The sequence below is a fragment of the Neorhizobium descurainiae genome, from assembly GCF_051400715.1.
In the GTDB taxonomy this organism is placed as follows: Bacteria; Pseudomonadota; Alphaproteobacteria; order Rhizobiales; family Rhizobiaceae; genus Neorhizobium.
This window is the reverse complement of sequence record NZ_JBLFFK010000008.1, coordinates 159,235-175,586: the sequence shown is the minus strand read 5'-3', so window position 1 is coordinate 175,586 and position 16,352 is coordinate 159,235. Positions and strand designations below refer to the sequence as shown.

Genomic DNA, 16,352 nt, shown 5'->3' with positions numbered 1-16,352 from the left:
TAGATTCCCCCCGCCTCTTGGCAATGGCAACCGCGGATCCGATGCCGCTTTTTTGATCGCAACGTCTCAGGAAGACGATGCCACCCGCGGGGCGCGCATGGCGCGTCTTGCGACGACCGTATCGATAAAGCGCTCCAGAATCGCGTTGAATGCCTCCGGCTTCTCGAGAAACGATGCGTGTCCGGCGCCTTCGATCAGTTCGACGCAATGGTCGCGGGTGCGATCCTCGAAGCCGGCCATGTAGCTCTGGCGGATGAACGGATCGTCCGCGCCGTTGACCAGGAACACCGGCACGCCGGCTTCCAGCACCGCCCGGCGCTGGTTGTGACCGTCGCCGTGCAGCAGGCTTCGGGACACCACCGCCCGCAGCCGGCCGTCCGCACGGAGGAGCCCCGCGTGGATATCCGGCGTCGCGGCATGGCCGAAGCAGCTATCTTCGAAGCGGTCGATGTCCCGTTCCGACCAGTTGGGCTTCGAGGCGAGCATGAGGTCGAAAGAGGGATGAAAACCCCGCAGCATGCCGATCAAGCCGGGAGCGACCGGCGGCGTTCCGGCGATCAGAACCCCCTCTACCGAATGGCTGCGGGCCATCATCTCGATCGCAAGATGACCGCCGAGCGACCAGCCGAATACGACAAGACGGCGGACGCCGAGATTGGCGAGGACGTCCTCGACGGTGTCGACAAGACCGGTCAGCATGTAGGCGCGCTCGGGATCCCGCGCATCGTCGGATGCGCCATGTCCCGGCAGGTCGAGCGCCAGGATGCGCGCCTTCTCCAGAAGCCTCGGATGGTATTGCCGCTCGAAAACATGGCGGGAGGTGGAGGATCCATGCAGGAACAGCAACGGCAGGCCCGTGCCTTCCGTATCGCTCACATGGATGCGCCCATGCCGGGTATCTAGTCTATGTTCCATCGTTTTCACGCTGCCGCCCGCCGCCATCGGCCAGGTTCGCGGGAAGCCTGTACCTCTTTCGCAAAGAAACCCTTAAACGCCGGAAAGAAGCATCGATCCGTCTTGCAACAGCATGAATGGACCGTTAGCTTTCGGCGGCTGCGGGGATAAGAGCTATATGCAAACCATATTCGATGTCGTCATCACGATTACCAGTCTCACGATCATCGGCTTCTATACCTGGTCGCTCAAGAACCACTTCACATCCGCCGGCATGACCTGGAAAGCCCGGCTCGTATCCGCCGGCGTGATCCTGACCGCAGTGCTTTTCCTCTATCTGACCTGGACGGGACCGCAGGTGCTCTGGGCACAGGTCGTCGGCCTGATCCTGGAGATCGCCGCCGCCGCGCTCTTCTGGTGGGCGATCTGGGCTTCACGCCGGGCGAGCCTGCGCTTCGCCTTCGATCCCACCCTGCCGCACGGCATCGTCTCGGAAGGCCCTTACCGCTATCTCCGCCATCCCTTCTACAGTTCCTATCTGATGTTCTGGACCGGATGGGCGGTCGCCTGCTGGTCGATCTGGTCCCCATTTCCGGTGATCTTCTTCGCGATCCTCTACGTGACCGCGGCGAGAATGGAGGAGCGCAATTTCGAGGCCTCGCAACTGGCCGACGAATACCGGCAATACAAACGCAAGACTGGCTTCTTCACTCCCCGCATCGGCGGCGAGTGACCGCGGGATCAAACGAACACCGCCTGATCGACCCGGTCCTCCTGGCCGAAGAATTTCAGGTAGCGCTCCACCTCGGCGGGATCGCCGGTCGCCTTGCGCGGATTGTCCGAGAGCTTCACGGCCGGGCGGCCGTTCGCCTCGCTCACCTTGCAGACGATCGAGATCGGCATGAGGCCTGCGATCTCGCGCGGGGCGCAGCCGGCGAAATCGTTGGTGAGGTTGGTGCCCCAGCCGAAGCTCATGCGCACCCGCCCCTCGAAATGCTTGTAGGTGTCGATGATCGCATCGACATCGAGCCCGTCGGAGAAGATCAGGAGCTTGCTTTTCGGATCGCGGCCCATCTTCTTCCACCAGGCGATGATCTTCTCGCCGCCTTCGATGGGCGGCGCGCTGTCCGGACGGAAACCGGTCCAGTCGGCCACCCAATCCGGCGCGTCACGCAGGAAGGCAGCCGTGCCGAAGGCATCCGGCAGAACGATCAGCAGGTTGCCGTGATAGAGACGGTTCCAGTCCTTCAGAACCTGGTAGGGCGCATTGCGCAACTCCTCGTCCGTCTGGGCAAGGGCCGCGGCGACCATCGGCAGTTCATGCGCGTTGGTCCCGACCGCTTCGAGATCGGAATCCATGGCGAGCAGCACATTGCTGGTGCCCGTGAAGGCCGGGCCGATGCCTTCCTTCAGCGCCTCGACGCACCAGCGCTGCCAGAGGAAGCTGTGGCGGCGGCGGGTGCCGAAGTCGGATATCCGCAGGCCCGGCAGCATGCGCAGCCGCTCGACCTTTTCCCACATCTTCGCCTTGGCACGGGCGTAAAGGACGTCGAGCGTGAAATAGCCGAGCGAACGCATGGCGGACCGCGAGCGCAGTTCGTTGATGATGGCGAGTGCCGGGATTTCCCACATGGTCGTGTCAGTCCACTTACCGTGGAAGGTAAGCTCGTACTGGCCATCCCGCTTGGAGAGCTCGTATTCCGGCAGCTTGTAGGTGGAGAGCCAGTTCAGGAATTCCGGCTCGAAGATCTGCTTGCGGCCGTAGAAGGTGTTACCCGCGAGCCAGATCATCTCCTTCTTGGAAAGGCCGACCGTTCGTGCATGGTCGAGCTGCTCGCGAAGTGCGCCTTCGTCGATCTCCTCCGCAAGCTTGACGCTGGTCGTCCGGTTGATCAGCGAAAAGGTCGCGTCGACCTCCGGATAGAGCTTCCAGATCATCTGCAGCATCAGGAGCTTGTAGAAGTCCGTATCGATCAGGCTGCGGATGATCGGGTCAAGCTTCCAGGTGTGGTTGTAAACCCTGGTTGCGATATCGGTCTTGGTCATGCCTGCCCCTGCCCCGATCCCTCAAGGACCGGCTCCGCCGACTGCGATGCGCTGGAGGCAACGGCTGCTCAACCTCCGGGCAGTTTTATCGAAAAAAAACCAGATGAAGTCCAGCCGCAATTCGGCCGCGGCGTATCGCGGCCGAAGGGATACCCGGTTCACGGGGGCTCACGGGTTGTTGTTGGCCGGCGCGCCCGGTGCGGGCGGCGTGGGAGCCGGAGGCGTTGCAGGATCGGCACCCGGCGCTGCGTTGGGATTTTCCGGCGTCGTGCTGCCCGCCGGCGGCGTCGCGGTCTGTTCGGCCGGCGGCGCGGTGGCCTCGCCCCACCATTCGGCGCCGCCCCAGGCGAGCATGGCGAGGATGAGGCCGGCAACCAGCACCATCAGCACCGGCGCGCCCCAGCGCCCCTGACGTGCCTCCGTGGCGCTCATCGGCTCCTCGGCCGGCGAGCCTATCCGGTTCGGATCACGGTTTTCGGCGTCCTTGGGATCGAAACGGGTATTCATGATTTCGCTCCTTGTGAGGGCCGGATTACGCCGGCTCATGCACAAGGAACGATCTCAAGGAAATGAATGTTCCGCGCCGTCTCAGTAACCGGTCTTGCGGTCCACCACGTGCTGGAGCGGCTCACCCGCCTCATAACGATCGATCTGCGCCTCGGCATTGCGGAACAATGCCCGCACGTCGGAAGCCGAAGCGGCATGCGGCGTGACGATGACGTTCTCCATCGCCCAGAGCGGGCTGTCCGCCGGCAGCGGTTCCTTCTCGAAGACATCGAGCGACGCACCTCCGAGAACGCCCGTTTCAAGCGCCGCGATGAGATCGGCCTCCACCTGGCTGCCGCCGCGGCCGGCATTGATGAAGACCGGTTTGCCGAGCGCACCGCCTTGCCGAAGCCGGGAAAACAGCGATGCATTGAAGATGCCGCGCGTATCCGGCGTCAGGGGCAGGAGGCCGACCAGGATATCGGCCTTGCCCAGGAAGGCGCTCAACCCGTCGGAATCGAAAGTCTCGATACCCTCGATCGTCTTCCTGCTGCGCGACCAGCCGACGACGTCGAAGCCCATGATCTTGAGCTTTCTCACCGAATCCAGGCCGAGCACGCCGAGGCCCATGACGCCGACGGTGAGGTCCTTGGCCTCCGGCTGCGAAAGCTCCCGCCATCGACGCTCCCGCTGCTGCTTCAGATAGGCCGGCACCTGCCGCAGATGGCTGAGGGCCTGCAGCACCACCCATTCGCTCATGCGGGTCGTCAGGCTCTCATCCACGAAACGGACGATCGGGATATCCGGCAAGCCGGGCATGGCGAGGATATGATCGACGCCCGCGCCACCCGAAAACAGAACTTCCAGCTTCGGCGCCCGCTGAAAGAGGTTCGGCTCCGGCTTCCAGATGACGGCGTAACGCGCTTCCGAAAGGTCGCGACCGGAATCGGAGGCATGCAGCACCGGCCGGCCGGCAAAAGCATTGGCGAGCGCGGCATCCACCTCGCGGCGTTCGAACTTGAGGTCGACGACCACCGGCTTCTTCGCAGACATGAACTTACCTTTAGTGACTGGCCTTTAGTGACTGGCCTTTGACGATTACTGGCTGATGGCCGCGGTTTCGACGGCTTCGAGATCGAAGGCGGCGACCATCAGTGCGCGGGTATAGTCTTCCTTCGGCGCCTGGAAGATCTGCTCCGCCGGCCCCTCCTCCACCACCTTGCCAAGCCGCATGACGATGACATGGTTGGCAAGCGCCTTCACCACCTTGAGGTCGTGGCTGATGAAAAGATAGGCGAGATCGTGCTTCTTCTGCAGGTCGCGCAATAGATCGACCACCTGTGCCTGCACGGTCATGTCGAGCGCCGAGGTCGGTTCGTCGAGCATGACGAAGCGCGGTTTCAGCACCATGGCGCGGGCGATCGCGATGCGCTGCCGCTGGCCGCCGGAAAATTCGTGCGGATAACGCCAGCGGGTCGCCGGATCGAGGCCGACCTCCGTCAGCGCCCAGGCGACGCGCTCATCCCGTTGATCGGCCGAAAGCGCACTTTCATGGACCTTCAGTCCTTCCGCGACGATCTCGCCGACCGACATGCGGGGGCTGAGCGACCCGTAGGGATCCTGAAAGACGACCTGCAGCCGGTCGCGGAACGGCCGCATCTCCTTGAAGGAGAACTTGTCGATCTCGTTGCCGATGAAGGCGATGCGGCCTTCCGACGAGATGAGGCGGGCGAGCGCCAGCCCGAGCGTCGTCTTGCCGGAGCCGGATTCGCCGACGACGCCGAGCGTCTCCCCGGCACGCAGCGTCAGATCGACGCCGTCCACCGCCTTCACGTGATCGACGACCTTGCGAAGCAGACCGCTCTTTATCGGGAACCAGACGCGGATGTCCTTACCTTCCATCACCACCGGCTTGGAGGGATCGAGCGGCGGCGGCTCACCGCGTGGTTCGGACGAGAGCAGATGCCTGGTGTAGGCATGCTTCGGATTGGTGAAAACGTCCTCGACCGTGCCCGTCTCGACGATCTTGCCCTTGGTCATGACGCAGACCCGATCGGCGAATTTGCGGACGATGCCGAGGTCATGGGTGATGAACAGCATGGACATGCCGTGCTCGCCTTTGAGACCGCGCAGGAGATCGAGGATCTGCGCCTGGACCGTGACGTCGAGCGCCGTCGTCGGCTCGTCCGCGATCAGGAGCTTCGGGCGGTTGGCAAGCGCCATGGCGATCATGACGCGCTGGCGCTGGCCGCCGGAAAGCTCGTGCGGATAGGCTTTCAGCCGTTTTTCCGGCTCGCGGATGCCTACCTGGTTCAAGAGTTCCAGCGTACGCGTGCGCGCCGTCTGGCCGGTGATGCCGTGATGCAACTCAAGGATCTCGCCGACCTGCTTTTCGATCGTGTGGAGCGGATTGAGCGAGGTCATCGGCTCCTGGAAGATCATGGTGATGTCGTCGCCGCGCACCCGGCGCAGCTCGGGTTCCGAGGCCTTCAAGAGGTCCCTGCCGTCGAAGACGATTTCGCCCGAGGGATGGCTGGCGGAGGGATAGGGCAGCAGCTTCAGGATGGAGTTGGCCGTCACCGACTTGCCCGAGCCGGATTCGCCGACCAGCGCCATCACCTCGCCCGGAAAGATGTCGAAAGAGACCTTGTCGACCGCGAGCGACATGTCCCCGCCCTGGTGAAAGGCGACCGACAGATCACGGATGGAAAGCAGGGGGTCTGTCATCGGCTCACCCGAACGTCTTTCTGGGGTCGAAGGCGTCGCGCACGGCCTCGCCGATGAAGATCAGCAGCGACAGCATGATCGACATGGTGAAGAAGGCGGTGAAGCCGAGCCATGGCGCCTGAAGGTTGTTCTTGCCCTGCGAAATCATTTCCCCCAGCGACGGCGAGCCCGGGGGCAGGCCGAACCCAAGGAAATCGAGCGACGTCAGCGTCGCGATCGAACCCGACAGGATGAACGGCAGGAAGGTCAGTGTCGCGACCATGGCGTTCGGCAGAAGGTGGCGGAACATGATCGTCCAGTTGCCGACGCCGAGCGCCCGGGCCGCCCGGACATATTCGAAATTGCGCGCCCGCAGGAATTCCGCGCGCACGACGCCGACGAAACCGACCCAGGAGAACAAGAGCAAGATGCCGAGCAGGATGAAGAAGCCGGGCGGCAGGATCGATGCGATGATCAGCAGGATGTAGAGCACCGGCATGGACGACCAGATCTCGATGAAGCGCTGGAACAGCAGGTCCGTCCACCCCCCGAAATAGCCCTGGATCGCACCGGCGGTGACGCCGATCAGCGCCGAGCAGATGGTCAGCGCGAGGCCGAACAGGACCGAGATGCGGAAGCCGTAGATCATCCGGGCGGTCACGTCGCGCGCCTGGTCGTCGGTGCCGAGCCAGTTCAAGTTGCCGAGGATGCAGTTCGGGTCCTGGTCGCCCTGGGGATAGGCCTTGCAGCGGTCCTCCTTCTCCATCAGCCAGAACGGCTCGGTGGGTGCCGAATGGGGGATGTTGGAATTGACCGTCTGGTAGGAATAGCGGATCGGCGGCCAGATCATCCAGCCGTTCGCCTCGATCTCCTGCTGGATGAAGTCCGAGCGGTAGTCGGTGGTCGCCAGGAAGCCGCCGAATTTCTCCTCCGGATAATCGACGAAGACCGGATAGAGGATCTCGCCCTTATAGGAGGCGACGATCGGCCGGTCGTTGGCGATGAATTCCGCGAGCAGGCTGAGCACGAAGAGGACCATGAAGATCCAGAAGGACCAGTAACCGCGCTTGTTGGCCCGGAAATTGGCGAGCCGCCGGCGATTGGTGGGCGAAATCCAGGGACGCTTCTGCGGCGGGGCGACATCGGCGGCAGTCTTTGCGACGGGAGCCTCCATCAGACATCCCTCCGCTCGAAATCGATGCGCGGGTCGATCCAGGTGTAGATCAGGTCCGAGATGAGGCTGACGACGAGGCCCATCAGCGAGAAAATGTAAAGCGTGCCGAAGACGATCGGGTAGTCGCGGTTGATGACCGCGAGGTAGCCGAGCCTTCCCAGCCCATCCAGCGAGAAGATGTTCTCGATCAGGAGCGAGCCCGTGAAGAAGGCGGAGATGAAGGCGCCCGGAAAACCGGCGATGACGATCAGCATGGCATTGCGGAAGACATGACCGTAAAGCACCTGCCGCTCGTTGAGGCCCTTGGCGCGGGCGGTCGTCACATACTGCTTCTTGATCTCGTCGATGAAGGAATTCTTGGTCAGCAAGGTCGTGGTCGCGAAGGCGGAAAGCGACAGCGCGATCAGCGGCAGCGTCAGGTGCCAGAAGTAGTCGACGATCTTCTCCCACCAGGAGAGTTCGGAGAAATTGTCCGAGACGAGGCCGCGCAGCGGGAACCAGTCGAGGAAGGAGCCGCCGGCGAAGAGCACGATCAGCAGGATGCCGAAAAGGAAGCTCGGAACGGCATAGCCGATGATGATGACGCCGGAGGTCCAGACGTCGAAGGTCGATCCGTCCTTCACCGCCTTGCGAATGCCGAGAGGGATAGAGATCAGGTAGGATACGATCAGGATCCAGAAGCCGAGCGAGATCGAAACCGGCAACTTGTCGATGATCAGATCCAGGACGGACGTGTTGCGGAAGAAGCTCTCGCCGAAATCGAAGCGGATGTAATTCCACATCATCTCGAGAAACCGGGTCAGCGGCGGCTTGTCGAAGCCGAACTGCTGTTCGAGCTTCTTGATGAACTCGGGATCGAGACCCTGGGCGCCGCGGTATCGGGACTCCTCTCCCCCGCCCTGCATCGCAAGATCATTGCCGGCGCCGGAAAGCCGGTCGCCGGCATTCTGCCCCTGGATTTGGGCGATCACCTGCTCTACCGGGCCGCCCGGCGCGAACTGCACGACGAGGAAGGAGATCGCCATGATGCCGACGATGGTCGGTATCATCAGCAGGAGACGGCGGATGATATAGGCGCCCATCAGAATTTCCTGCCTGTCGTCGCTGGCTGTGTTTCACCGCGTGTCTGCGCGAGGATCAATCGGCGTTCCTTATTTTTTGTGCGAATCAATCCGGTCATTTGGACCAGTTGGGGGTGCGTGGCGCAAGCCTCCTCAGTTGGAGGCCTGCCTTGCCGACCATATGTCGGGGAACCCTATCCCATATTCCGGCAATTTGTCGGGATGCCTGATCGTATTCCAGTAGGCGACCTTCGCCTCGCCGGAATAGAAGAGCGGGACGACGTAGTGGTTGGCCAGGAGCACGCGATCCATGGCCTTGATCGCGGCGATCTGATCCTCCCGGCTGGGCGCGAAGACGATCTTGCGGATCAGGGCGTCAACCGCCGGATCGGCAATCCCTGCATAATTGCGCGATCCCTGCCGGTTCACGGATTCTGAACCCCAATATTCCGCCTGTTCGTTGCCGGGATTCATGGTCTGCCCCCACACCGCCCAGATCACGTCGTAGTCGAAGCTTCTGGTCCGGTTAATGTATTGCGAGGCATCGACCGTCCGGATGCGCGCATCGACGCCGATCTTCTTCAGGCTGGCGACGAACGGGTTGACGGAGCGCTCCAGCGAGGGACTGTTGAGCAGGATCTCGAAGCTCATCGGCTGGCCGGTCTTGGTATTGACCATCCGGTTGCCCTTCAGTTCCCAACCGGCTTCCTTGAACAGGCCCACCGCCTTGCGCAGATTGTCGCGCACCTTCTGCGGATCGCCGCCGACCGGATTTGCATAGGGCGTGGTGAAGACCTCCGGCGGCACCTTGTCCTTCAGTTCCTGCAAGAACTCCAATTCGCGGCCCTGCGGCAGGCCCGAGGATGCGAGCTCCGTCCCCCAGAAGAAACTGTCGACGCGCTTCAGGCCGCCATAGGCGAGATTCTTGTTCATGTCCTCGAAGTCGAAGGCATAGTTCAGCGCCTGGCGAACGCGGGCATCCTTGAACATATCCCGGCGCATGTTCGGCACCATGGCCTGCATGATGCCAGTGGCCTTGAAGGGGTTCGTCAGCGCTTCCTTCGTGACGCGGCCGTTCTTGACCGCATCGAAATCGTAGCGCGTCGCCCAGCGGCTCGAGCTGTTTTCCTGGCGATAATCGATGGTGCCGGCGCGGAAGGCTTCGAACTCGACCTCGAAATCGGAAAAATAGGTGTAGCTTATCGTCCGGAAATTGTTCTGTCCGATATTGATCGGCAGGTCCTTGCCCCAATAGTCGTCCCGCAGTTGATAGCGTATGCCGGAACCGGGCTGCACGGATGCGATCCTGTAAGGGCCGGACCCCATCGGCGGCTCAAGCGTCGTGCGGGAAATGTCGCGCTGCTTGCCCTGCGCATCCTGACCTTCCCACCAATGTTTCGGCAGAACGGGGAAGTCACCCACGATGGAGGGCAGCTCGCGGTTGTTCTTTTCATCGAAGCGGAACGTCACTTCGCGATCGCCGGTCTTCTCCACGCCGGTGACGTGGCGGTAATAGCCGGAATAGAAGGCACTGTGTTCCTTCAGCCTCTCCATGCTGAAAATCACGTCCTCCGGGGTGACCGGCTGGCCGTCGGGCCATTTCGCCTCCTGCCGCAAACGGAACGTCACCGACGACATGTCGTCCGGATAGGACACTGCCTCCGCCAGAAGGCCATAGGTGCCGAAGACCTCGTCTTCGGACCGCTTCATGAGGGTATCGAAGATCACCCCGAGACCCGCCGCCGGGGCACCCCGGTCGATGACGGGGTTGAGGTTGTCGAACGTGCCTTCCTCAGCCAGACGAAGCTCGCCGGCCTTCGGCGCGTCCGCATCGACGTAGGGGAGCTGCTTGAAGTCCTCCGGCAGCTTCAGGTCGCCGACGATGGCCATGCCATGGCGCCATTTCGGCTCCTGAGCCGAAGCGGACGATACTGCGACGACCGCCGCCAGAACGATTGCGAAGCCTATCTTCAGCCGAGCCAAGACCATTCGCTACCCCTTTTCGAGTTCTTTGTTGCGGCGAAGCATAAGGCAAAAGCAGGCAAAAAACAGGAGTTCCCCGCTCACATCCGTTTTATCCGGCGTTTATCTCCGCAAAAACGAAGATCCTCCCGCATCTCCATTTCACCAAAATTCCGTTTCACGGTAGATTCGGGGTGATCACGTGATTTGCGGTGGACGGCATGGCATCGATTTCTGGTAAAATTCTACGGCTTGTTGCAGCCGTTTTTCTCTGCGGCGCTTTCGCCGGGACCTCCGGGGCGCAGGAAGGCACGCCGGCAAAACAGATCTTCGGCGCCGTGAAGCTGCCAAGCAGGACCGAGGCGGAGCCGCTCGGCTTCTACGCCAAGGGCTGCATGTCGGGCGCCATGGCGCTACCCACCGACGGGCCCACCTGGCAGGCGATGCGGCTTTCGCGAAACCGCCGCTGGGGCAACCCGGAAATGATCGCGCTTCTGGAACGGTTCTCCCGTGACACCGCGAAGCTCGGCTGGGGATCGGGCATACTCGTCGGCGACATCTCGCAGCCGCGCGGCGGTCCGATGCTCACTGGCCATGCCTCGCATCAAATCGGGCTCGATGCGGACATATGGTTCACGCCGAAGCCCGCCCAGCCCCTGACCGCACAGCAGCGCGAGGACCTGCCCTTCACCTCCATGCTCGACAAAAGCAAATTCCTGACCGTCGATCCGCGGCGCTGGACGAATACCCATGCCAATGTCGTCATGCAGGCAGCAAGTTACCCGCAGGTGGAGCGGGTCTTCGTCAATCCGGCGATCAAGAAGAAGCTCTGCGAGACCTGGACCGGCGACCGCAGCCTGCTCGGCAAGGTGCGGCCGATCTACGGCCACGACGAGCATTTCCACATCCGCATCCATTGCCCCGCAGGCGCAGCGAACTGCCAGCGGCAGGCTCCGGTCGCCAAGGGCGACGGCTGCGACAAGTCGCTCGCCTGGTGGTTCACCAAGGAGCCCTGGGCGCCGCCGAAGCCCGACCCCAACAAGAAGCCGGTCAAGCCGCGTCCGGTGATGCTGTCCGATCTGCCGAAGGCCTGCGCGGCCGTGCTGGCCGCCCCTTCCCGCCCGGAAGAGGATGCTACATTCGGCGGCAGCGCCATGGCCTATACGTCCCAGCCTGCCGCGCCTTCCCCTGCAGAGAATATCGAGGCGATCATCGGCGAGCCCCTGTCGGCATCCATGGCCGTGCCGATCCCGACACCGCGCCCGCTGCAATAATCACGATTTAGGCCGGCTGTTGAAAGCGCCGGCCTCTCCGCCACCTTCCCAAGGACGAAGCGGCACGCTAGAAGCAGTGCAAATCGATTGAAACCGTTCCTGGCGAGGACACGAAGGACATGTCGGCCAAGCCCTGCATCGCGCTCATCGCGCACGACCAGAAGAAGGACGACATGGCGGATTTCGCCCGCCACCACCAGGCGGCGCTGTCGCGCTTCCGCATCGTCGCGACCGGCACGACCGGCGGGCGGGTCCAGGATGCCTGTCCGGAGCTTGAAGTCACGCGGCTGAAGAGCGGACCGCTCGGCGGCGACCAGCAGATCGGCGCGATGATCGCCACCGGCGAGGTCGACATGCTGATCTTCTTCATCGACCCGTTGAGCGCGCTTCCCCATGACGTCGACGTGAAGGCGCTGACAAGGCTTGCGACCGTCTACGACATACCGATGGCGCTCAACCGCGCCACCGCCGAGAAACTGATCGACTTTCAGAAGGACTGAGCTCCCCGATGGCCGATGGCATGAAGACCGAAAAGCTGCCCTTTCCGATCCTGATCGGCGATATCGGCGGGACCAATGCCCGCTTCTCCATCCTCATCGACGCCTATGCGGAGCCGAAGCCGTTCCCGAATGTCCGGACCGCCGATTACCCCACGATCGACGAAGCGATCCAGAACGTGGTGCTCGACAAGACCTCCGTGCAGCCGCGGTCTGCCATTCTCGCCATCGCCGGACCGATCGACGGAGACGAGATCGACCTTACGAATTGCGACTGGATCGTACGGCCGAAGGCGATGATCGCGGACCTCGGCTTCGAGGACGTGCTGGTCGTCAACGATTTCGAGGCGCAGGCGCTTGCCGTCGCAGCGCTCCCGGACGAATACCGCGAGGCGCTCGGCAAGAACAGCGAGCCGCACATGGCCTCCCGCGTCGTTCTCGGGCCGGGAACGGGCCTCGGCGTCGCCGGCCTCGTCTATGCCCGGCACATGTGGTTCCCGGTGCCCGGCGAAGGCGGCCATGTGGATGTCGGTCCGCGCTCGGAGCGGGATTTCGAGATCTTTCCGCATCTCAGAAGAATAGAAGGCCGCGTTTCCGCCGAAGAGATCCTCAGCGGCCGCGGTGTCGTGAACATCTATCAGGCCGTCTGCGCCGCCGACGGGCTGGCGCCGGCGTTTTCCGATCCTGCCGACATCACCGCGCATGGCCTCAGCGGCGCGAACCCGCAGGCCGTCGAAACGCTTGCGCTCTTTGCCACCTATCTCGGCCGCGTGGCGGGCGACATGGCGCTGATCTTCATGGCGCGCGGCGGCGTCTATCTCGCCGGCGGCATTTCCCAGAAGATCATCCCGGCCCTCAAAGGCCCCGAGTTCCGCGCCGCCTTCGAGGACAAGGCGCCGCATACGGAACTGATGGGCACGATCCCGACCTTCGTGGTGACCCATCCGCAGGCAGCACTCGCCGGCCTCGCAAGCTTTGCCCGAACGCCCGCAGCCTACGGGATCGCGATGGATGGCCGCCGCTGGCTCAAGTAACCTCTTGCCTTTCCGGCCTTTTTGGTGGACACGGTTCCCCATCATCAAGGGGCTATCCGCATGTTTTCTAATATTTTTCGTGCGCTAGGCATTGTCGCGATCTGCGCAGGCTTTGCGAGCTGCACGACTGAAAAAGAGTTCAAGGATATCGTAGCGGCATTGAAATCGAACCCGACATTGCGAGCGAAAGCGATTGAAGATTGCGTCGGCAAGCCGCTCGATTGGAATGCCGAAATGCGCGAGGCGCTCGGATGGTTTGCAAATGCCACCGACACCAAAAATCCGCGGATCGTCTGCCAGCGGTATTACAATGCCATAGCTTCCGGCCGCCTGACCTATAAGGACGTGCAGAGTTTCAGCCAGGGCGAACTCACCACCACCATGGCCAAAGTTCTCCGCGGTTCGTAACCAGGAAGGCGAGCGGTAATCGAGATTGGAAAGTCCCAACCCCTGTCTTACCCATGCCGGAATGCAACAGCTATCCCGAATCTTGGTCCTGGCGGCTTTCAAAAGCGTCTTTCAGCGTTTAATACGCGCCGCACAAGGAAATGTCGGCGTCCGTGCCGAAACGGGAAACCCTTTTGAGAGCTGCCAAGGATAAAAAGCGACAAGTCGATCCGAACACGGTCGTTGCCGTATTGAAGCGGGTGATCGCCGAAAACGGCCGGGACCACATCCGTGGATATGCCTTCGCAATCTTCTGTCTGGTGGTTGTGGCGGGCACCACGGCGTTCACCGCCTGGATCATGGAATCCGTCGTCAACGAAGCCTTCGCCAACCGGCGCGCCGATGTCGTCTGGCTGATCTGCGGAGCGATCCTCGCCGCTTTCATCCTGCGCGGCCTGGCGACCTACGGGCAGGCGGTGACGCTGGCGAAGATCGGCAACAACATCGTCGCGCGCTATCAGCGCCGGCTTTATTCGCATCTGATGACGCTTTCGGTCGGCTTTTTCGCGGAGGCACGATCGGCGCATCTGGCCGCACAGATCAGCCAGAACGTCAACGGCATCCGCGACGTGCTCAATCTGACGGTCACCTCGACGGCGCGCGACTTCCTGACGATGATCTCGCTGATCGGGGTGATGGTCGCCAAGGACTGGATCCTGTCGCTGATCGTCTTCGCGGTCGCTCCGCCGCTTCTCTATGCGCTGCGCTACGTCTCGCGTCGCCTGCGCGCCGCAACCCGGGAAGCGGTCGAGGTCAACAGCCGCGTGCTCGGCGCGATGCAGGAAACGGCCCAGGGAATCGCCATCGTCAAGGCCTTCACCATGGAGAACGAGCTCGAGCGGAAGGTCAACGGCATCATCAGCACGGCCGAGCGGCGTGCCAACCGTATCGCCCGTCTCTCGGAACGCACCTCGCCGCTCACCGAAACCTTCGCGGGGCTGGCGATCTCCAGCGTGCTTGCCTACGCCGCCTTCCGGTCGATCTACAACGACGTGCCGCCGGGGGCCTTCTTCGCCTTCGTCACCGCGCTTCTGATGGCCTACGACCCGGCCCGCCGGCTTGCCAAGCTGCAGGTCCAGCTCGACCGCGCTGTCGTCAATGCGCAGATGATCTACGCGCTGCTCGACATGCAGCCGCACCAGCGCGAAAAGCCCGATGCGAAGGACCTCGTCGTCACTCATGCGCGCATCGAACTGAAGAACGTCGTCTTCTCCTACGCCAGCGGCGGCCCCATCCTGCACGGCGTCGATATGATCGCGGAGGGCGGGAAGACGACGGCACTGGTTGGCCCATCAGGCGCCGGCAAATCGACGATCATCAACCTCATCCCGCGCTTCTACGATGCTACCGAAGGCCAGATCCTGATCGACGGACAGGACATTGCGGACGTCACCAAGGCATCGCTGCGCCACCAGCTCGCCTATGTCTCGCAGCAACCCTATCTTTTCGAAGGTACGATCCGCGACAACATCCGCTACGGCCGTCCGGATGCGACGGATGCGGAAGTCGAAGAAGCCGCGCGGCTGGCTTACGCGCATGATTTCATCCTCGCTCAGCCGTGGGGCTACGACACACCGGTCGGCGAGAACGGCGTGACGCTGTCCGGCGGGCAGCGCCAGCGTCTTTCGATCGCGCGGGCGCTCGTCCGCGACGCGCCGATCCTGCTCCTTGACGAAGCGACCTCCGCCCTCGACAACGAGTCGGAAGCCGCCGTGCAGAAGGCGCTGGACACCGCCATGCGCGGGCGGACCGTGATCGTCATCGCCCATCGCCTCTCGACGGTCGTCAAGGCGGACAAGATCATCGTCATGAATGAGGGCCGCGTCGTGGAAGAAGGCACCCACGAGGTGCTTGCGCAGCGCAAGGACGGTCTTTACGCTCGTCTCAACAATCTGCAATCGCCCGAAGAGAGCGCCTGACGAACATAAGGACTGCGCCGGACATGACCGCAAATGACATGAAATTCGTGGTGGTTGGCGCGGCGGGCCGGATGGGCCAGGCCCTCATCCGCGTGATCCACGAAACGGGCGGCGTGACGCTGCACGCCGCCATCGAACGAGAAGGATCAGCCTTCGTCGGCAAGGACGCGGGCGAGATTGCCGGCGTCGGAACGCTCGGCATTCCCGTCACCACCGATCCGCTCAAGGCGTTCCTCGATGCCGAAGGCGTGCTCGATTTCACCGCGCCGGCGGGCAGCGTCACCTTTGCCGGCCTTGCGGCGCAGGCGCGTATCGTGCACGTGATCGGCACCACGGGCTGCTCGGCGGAGGACGAGGAAAAGTTCAAGGCGGCCGCCCGTCATGCGCGCGTCGTCAAATCCGGCAATATGAGCCTGGGCGTCAACCTGCTCGGCGTGCTCGTCGAACAGGCAGCGAAAGCCCTGCCTGCTGCGGGATGGGACATCGAGATCGTGGAAATGCACCACAAGCACAAGGTCGATGCGCCGTCCGGCACCGCGCTGCTCCTCGGCGAAGCGGCGGCCAGGGGGCGGGGCATCGATCTCGCCAGCCAATCCGTTCGCGTGCGCGACGGCCATACCGGTCCGCGGCCCGCCGGCACGATCGGCTTCGCGACGCTGCGCGGCGGCTCGGTCGTTGGCGACCACTCCGTCATGCTTGCGGCGGAGGGAGAGCTCGTGACGCTCTCGCACAGCGCGCGCGACCGCTCGATCTTCGCGCGCGGCGCGGTGGCGGCGGCGCTCTGGGCACGCGACAAGAAGCCCGGTTTCTATTCCATGCTCGACGTGCTCGGGCTTTCCTGAACATCATCCC

The 16,352-nt window shown here is 62.9% G+C and carries 15 protein-coding genes; 7 read left to right on the top strand and 8 right to left on the bottom strand.

Going from position 1 to position 16,352, the window contains the following annotated elements; all coding sequences use genetic code 11:
* Positions 1-66: 66 nt before the first annotated feature.
* Positions 67-915: an alpha/beta fold hydrolase gene (locus ACMGE0_RS16245; protein ID WP_436816908.1), complete on the bottom strand. Its 849-nt coding sequence runs from the start codon at positions 913-915 to the stop codon at positions 67-69.
* Positions 916-1,072: 157 nt separating this feature from the next.
* Here ACMGE0_RS16245 and ACMGE0_RS16240 point away from each other — a divergent pair, with 157 nt between their 5' ends.
* The gene (locus ACMGE0_RS16240; RefSeq protein ID WP_436816907.1) at positions 1,073-1,627 is read left to right on the top strand and encodes a methyltransferase family protein; all 555 of its coding nucleotides are present in this window, start codon (positions 1,073-1,075) and stop codon (positions 1,625-1,627) included.
* Between the two features lie 8 nt (positions 1,628-1,635).
* Here the strand turns inward: ACMGE0_RS16240 and pncB are convergent, their stop codons facing one another.
* The 7 genes from pncB to ACMGE0_RS16205 form a co-directional block, all read right to left on the bottom strand.
* Positions 1,636-2,940, bottom strand: a complete 1,305-nt coding sequence (pncB, locus tag ACMGE0_RS16235; protein WP_436816906.1) for a nicotinate phosphoribosyltransferase — start codon at positions 2,938-2,940, stop codon at positions 1,636-1,638.
* 168 nt (positions 2,941-3,108) lie between these two features.
* On the bottom strand, positions 3,109-3,447 hold the full coding sequence (locus ACMGE0_RS16230) for a flagellar basal body-associated FliL family protein (protein WP_436816905.1): 339 nt from the start codon (positions 3,445-3,447) through the stop codon (positions 3,109-3,111).
* A gap of 81 nt (positions 3,448-3,528) precedes the next feature.
* Positions 3,529-4,479, bottom strand: a complete 951-nt coding sequence (locus tag ACMGE0_RS16225; RefSeq protein ID WP_436816904.1) for a 2-hydroxyacid dehydrogenase — start codon at positions 4,477-4,479, stop codon at positions 3,529-3,531.
* Positions 4,480-4,524: 45 nt separating this feature from the next.
* Positions 4,525-6,153 carry an ABC transporter ATP-binding protein gene (locus ACMGE0_RS16220; protein ID WP_436816903.1) on the bottom strand — a complete coding sequence of 543 codons (1,629 nt, stop codon included), beginning with the start codon at positions 6,151-6,153 and terminating at the stop codon, positions 4,525-4,527.
* A gap of 4 nt (positions 6,154-6,157) precedes the next feature.
* Positions 6,158-7,306: an ABC transporter permease gene (locus tag ACMGE0_RS16215; protein WP_436816902.1), complete on the bottom strand. Its 1,149-nt coding sequence runs from the start codon at positions 7,304-7,306 to the stop codon at positions 6,158-6,160.
* Positions 7,306-8,388: a microcin C ABC transporter permease YejB gene (locus ACMGE0_RS16210; protein WP_436816901.1), complete on the bottom strand. Its 1,083-nt coding sequence runs from the start codon at positions 8,386-8,388 to the stop codon at positions 7,306-7,308. The genes ACMGE0_RS16215 and ACMGE0_RS16210 overlap by 1 nt, the downstream gene beginning before the upstream one ends.
* A 132-nt stretch (positions 8,389-8,520) precedes the next feature.
* Positions 8,521-10,356, bottom strand: a complete 1,836-nt coding sequence (locus ACMGE0_RS16205) for an extracellular solute-binding protein (protein ID WP_436816900.1) — start codon at positions 10,354-10,356, stop codon at positions 8,521-8,523.
* 194 nt (positions 10,357-10,550) lie between these two features.
* Between ACMGE0_RS16205 and mepA the strand changes: the two genes are divergently transcribed.
* From mepA to dapB, 6 genes are all read left to right on the top strand, one after another.
* Positions 10,551-11,603 (top strand): penicillin-insensitive murein endopeptidase, encoded by a 1,053-nt coding sequence (gene mepA / locus ACMGE0_RS16200; RefSeq protein WP_436816899.1) that lies wholly within the window; start codon positions 10,551-10,553, stop codon positions 11,601-11,603.
* A gap of 119 nt (positions 11,604-11,722) precedes the next feature.
* Complete coding sequence (locus tag ACMGE0_RS16195; RefSeq protein ID WP_436816898.1) at positions 11,723-12,103, top strand: methylglyoxal synthase; 381 nt, start codon at positions 11,723-11,725, stop codon at positions 12,101-12,103.
* An 8-nt stretch (positions 12,104-12,111) separates the two neighbouring features.
* A complete protein-coding gene (locus ACMGE0_RS16190) occupies positions 12,112-13,134 on the top strand; it encodes a glucokinase (RefSeq protein WP_436816897.1) in 1,023 nt (340 codons plus the stop codon).
* A gap of 24 nt (positions 13,135-13,158) precedes the next feature.
* Positions 13,159-13,542 (top strand): hypothetical protein, encoded by a 384-nt coding sequence (locus tag ACMGE0_RS16185; RefSeq protein WP_436816896.1) that lies wholly within the window; start codon positions 13,159-13,161, stop codon positions 13,540-13,542.
* A 140-nt stretch (positions 13,543-13,682) separates the two neighbouring features.
* Positions 13,683-15,500 carry an ABC transporter ATP-binding protein gene (locus tag ACMGE0_RS16180; RefSeq protein ID WP_436816895.1) on the top strand — a complete coding sequence of 606 codons (1,818 nt, stop codon included), beginning with the start codon at positions 13,683-13,685 and terminating at the stop codon, positions 15,498-15,500.
* A 23-nt stretch (positions 15,501-15,523) separates the two neighbouring features.
* Entirely contained in the window at positions 15,524-16,342 is an 819-nt protein-coding gene (gene dapB / locus ACMGE0_RS16175) for a 4-hydroxy-tetrahydrodipicolinate reductase (RefSeq protein WP_436816894.1), read from the top strand.
* The last annotated feature ends 10 nt before the right edge of the window (positions 16,343-16,352 follow it).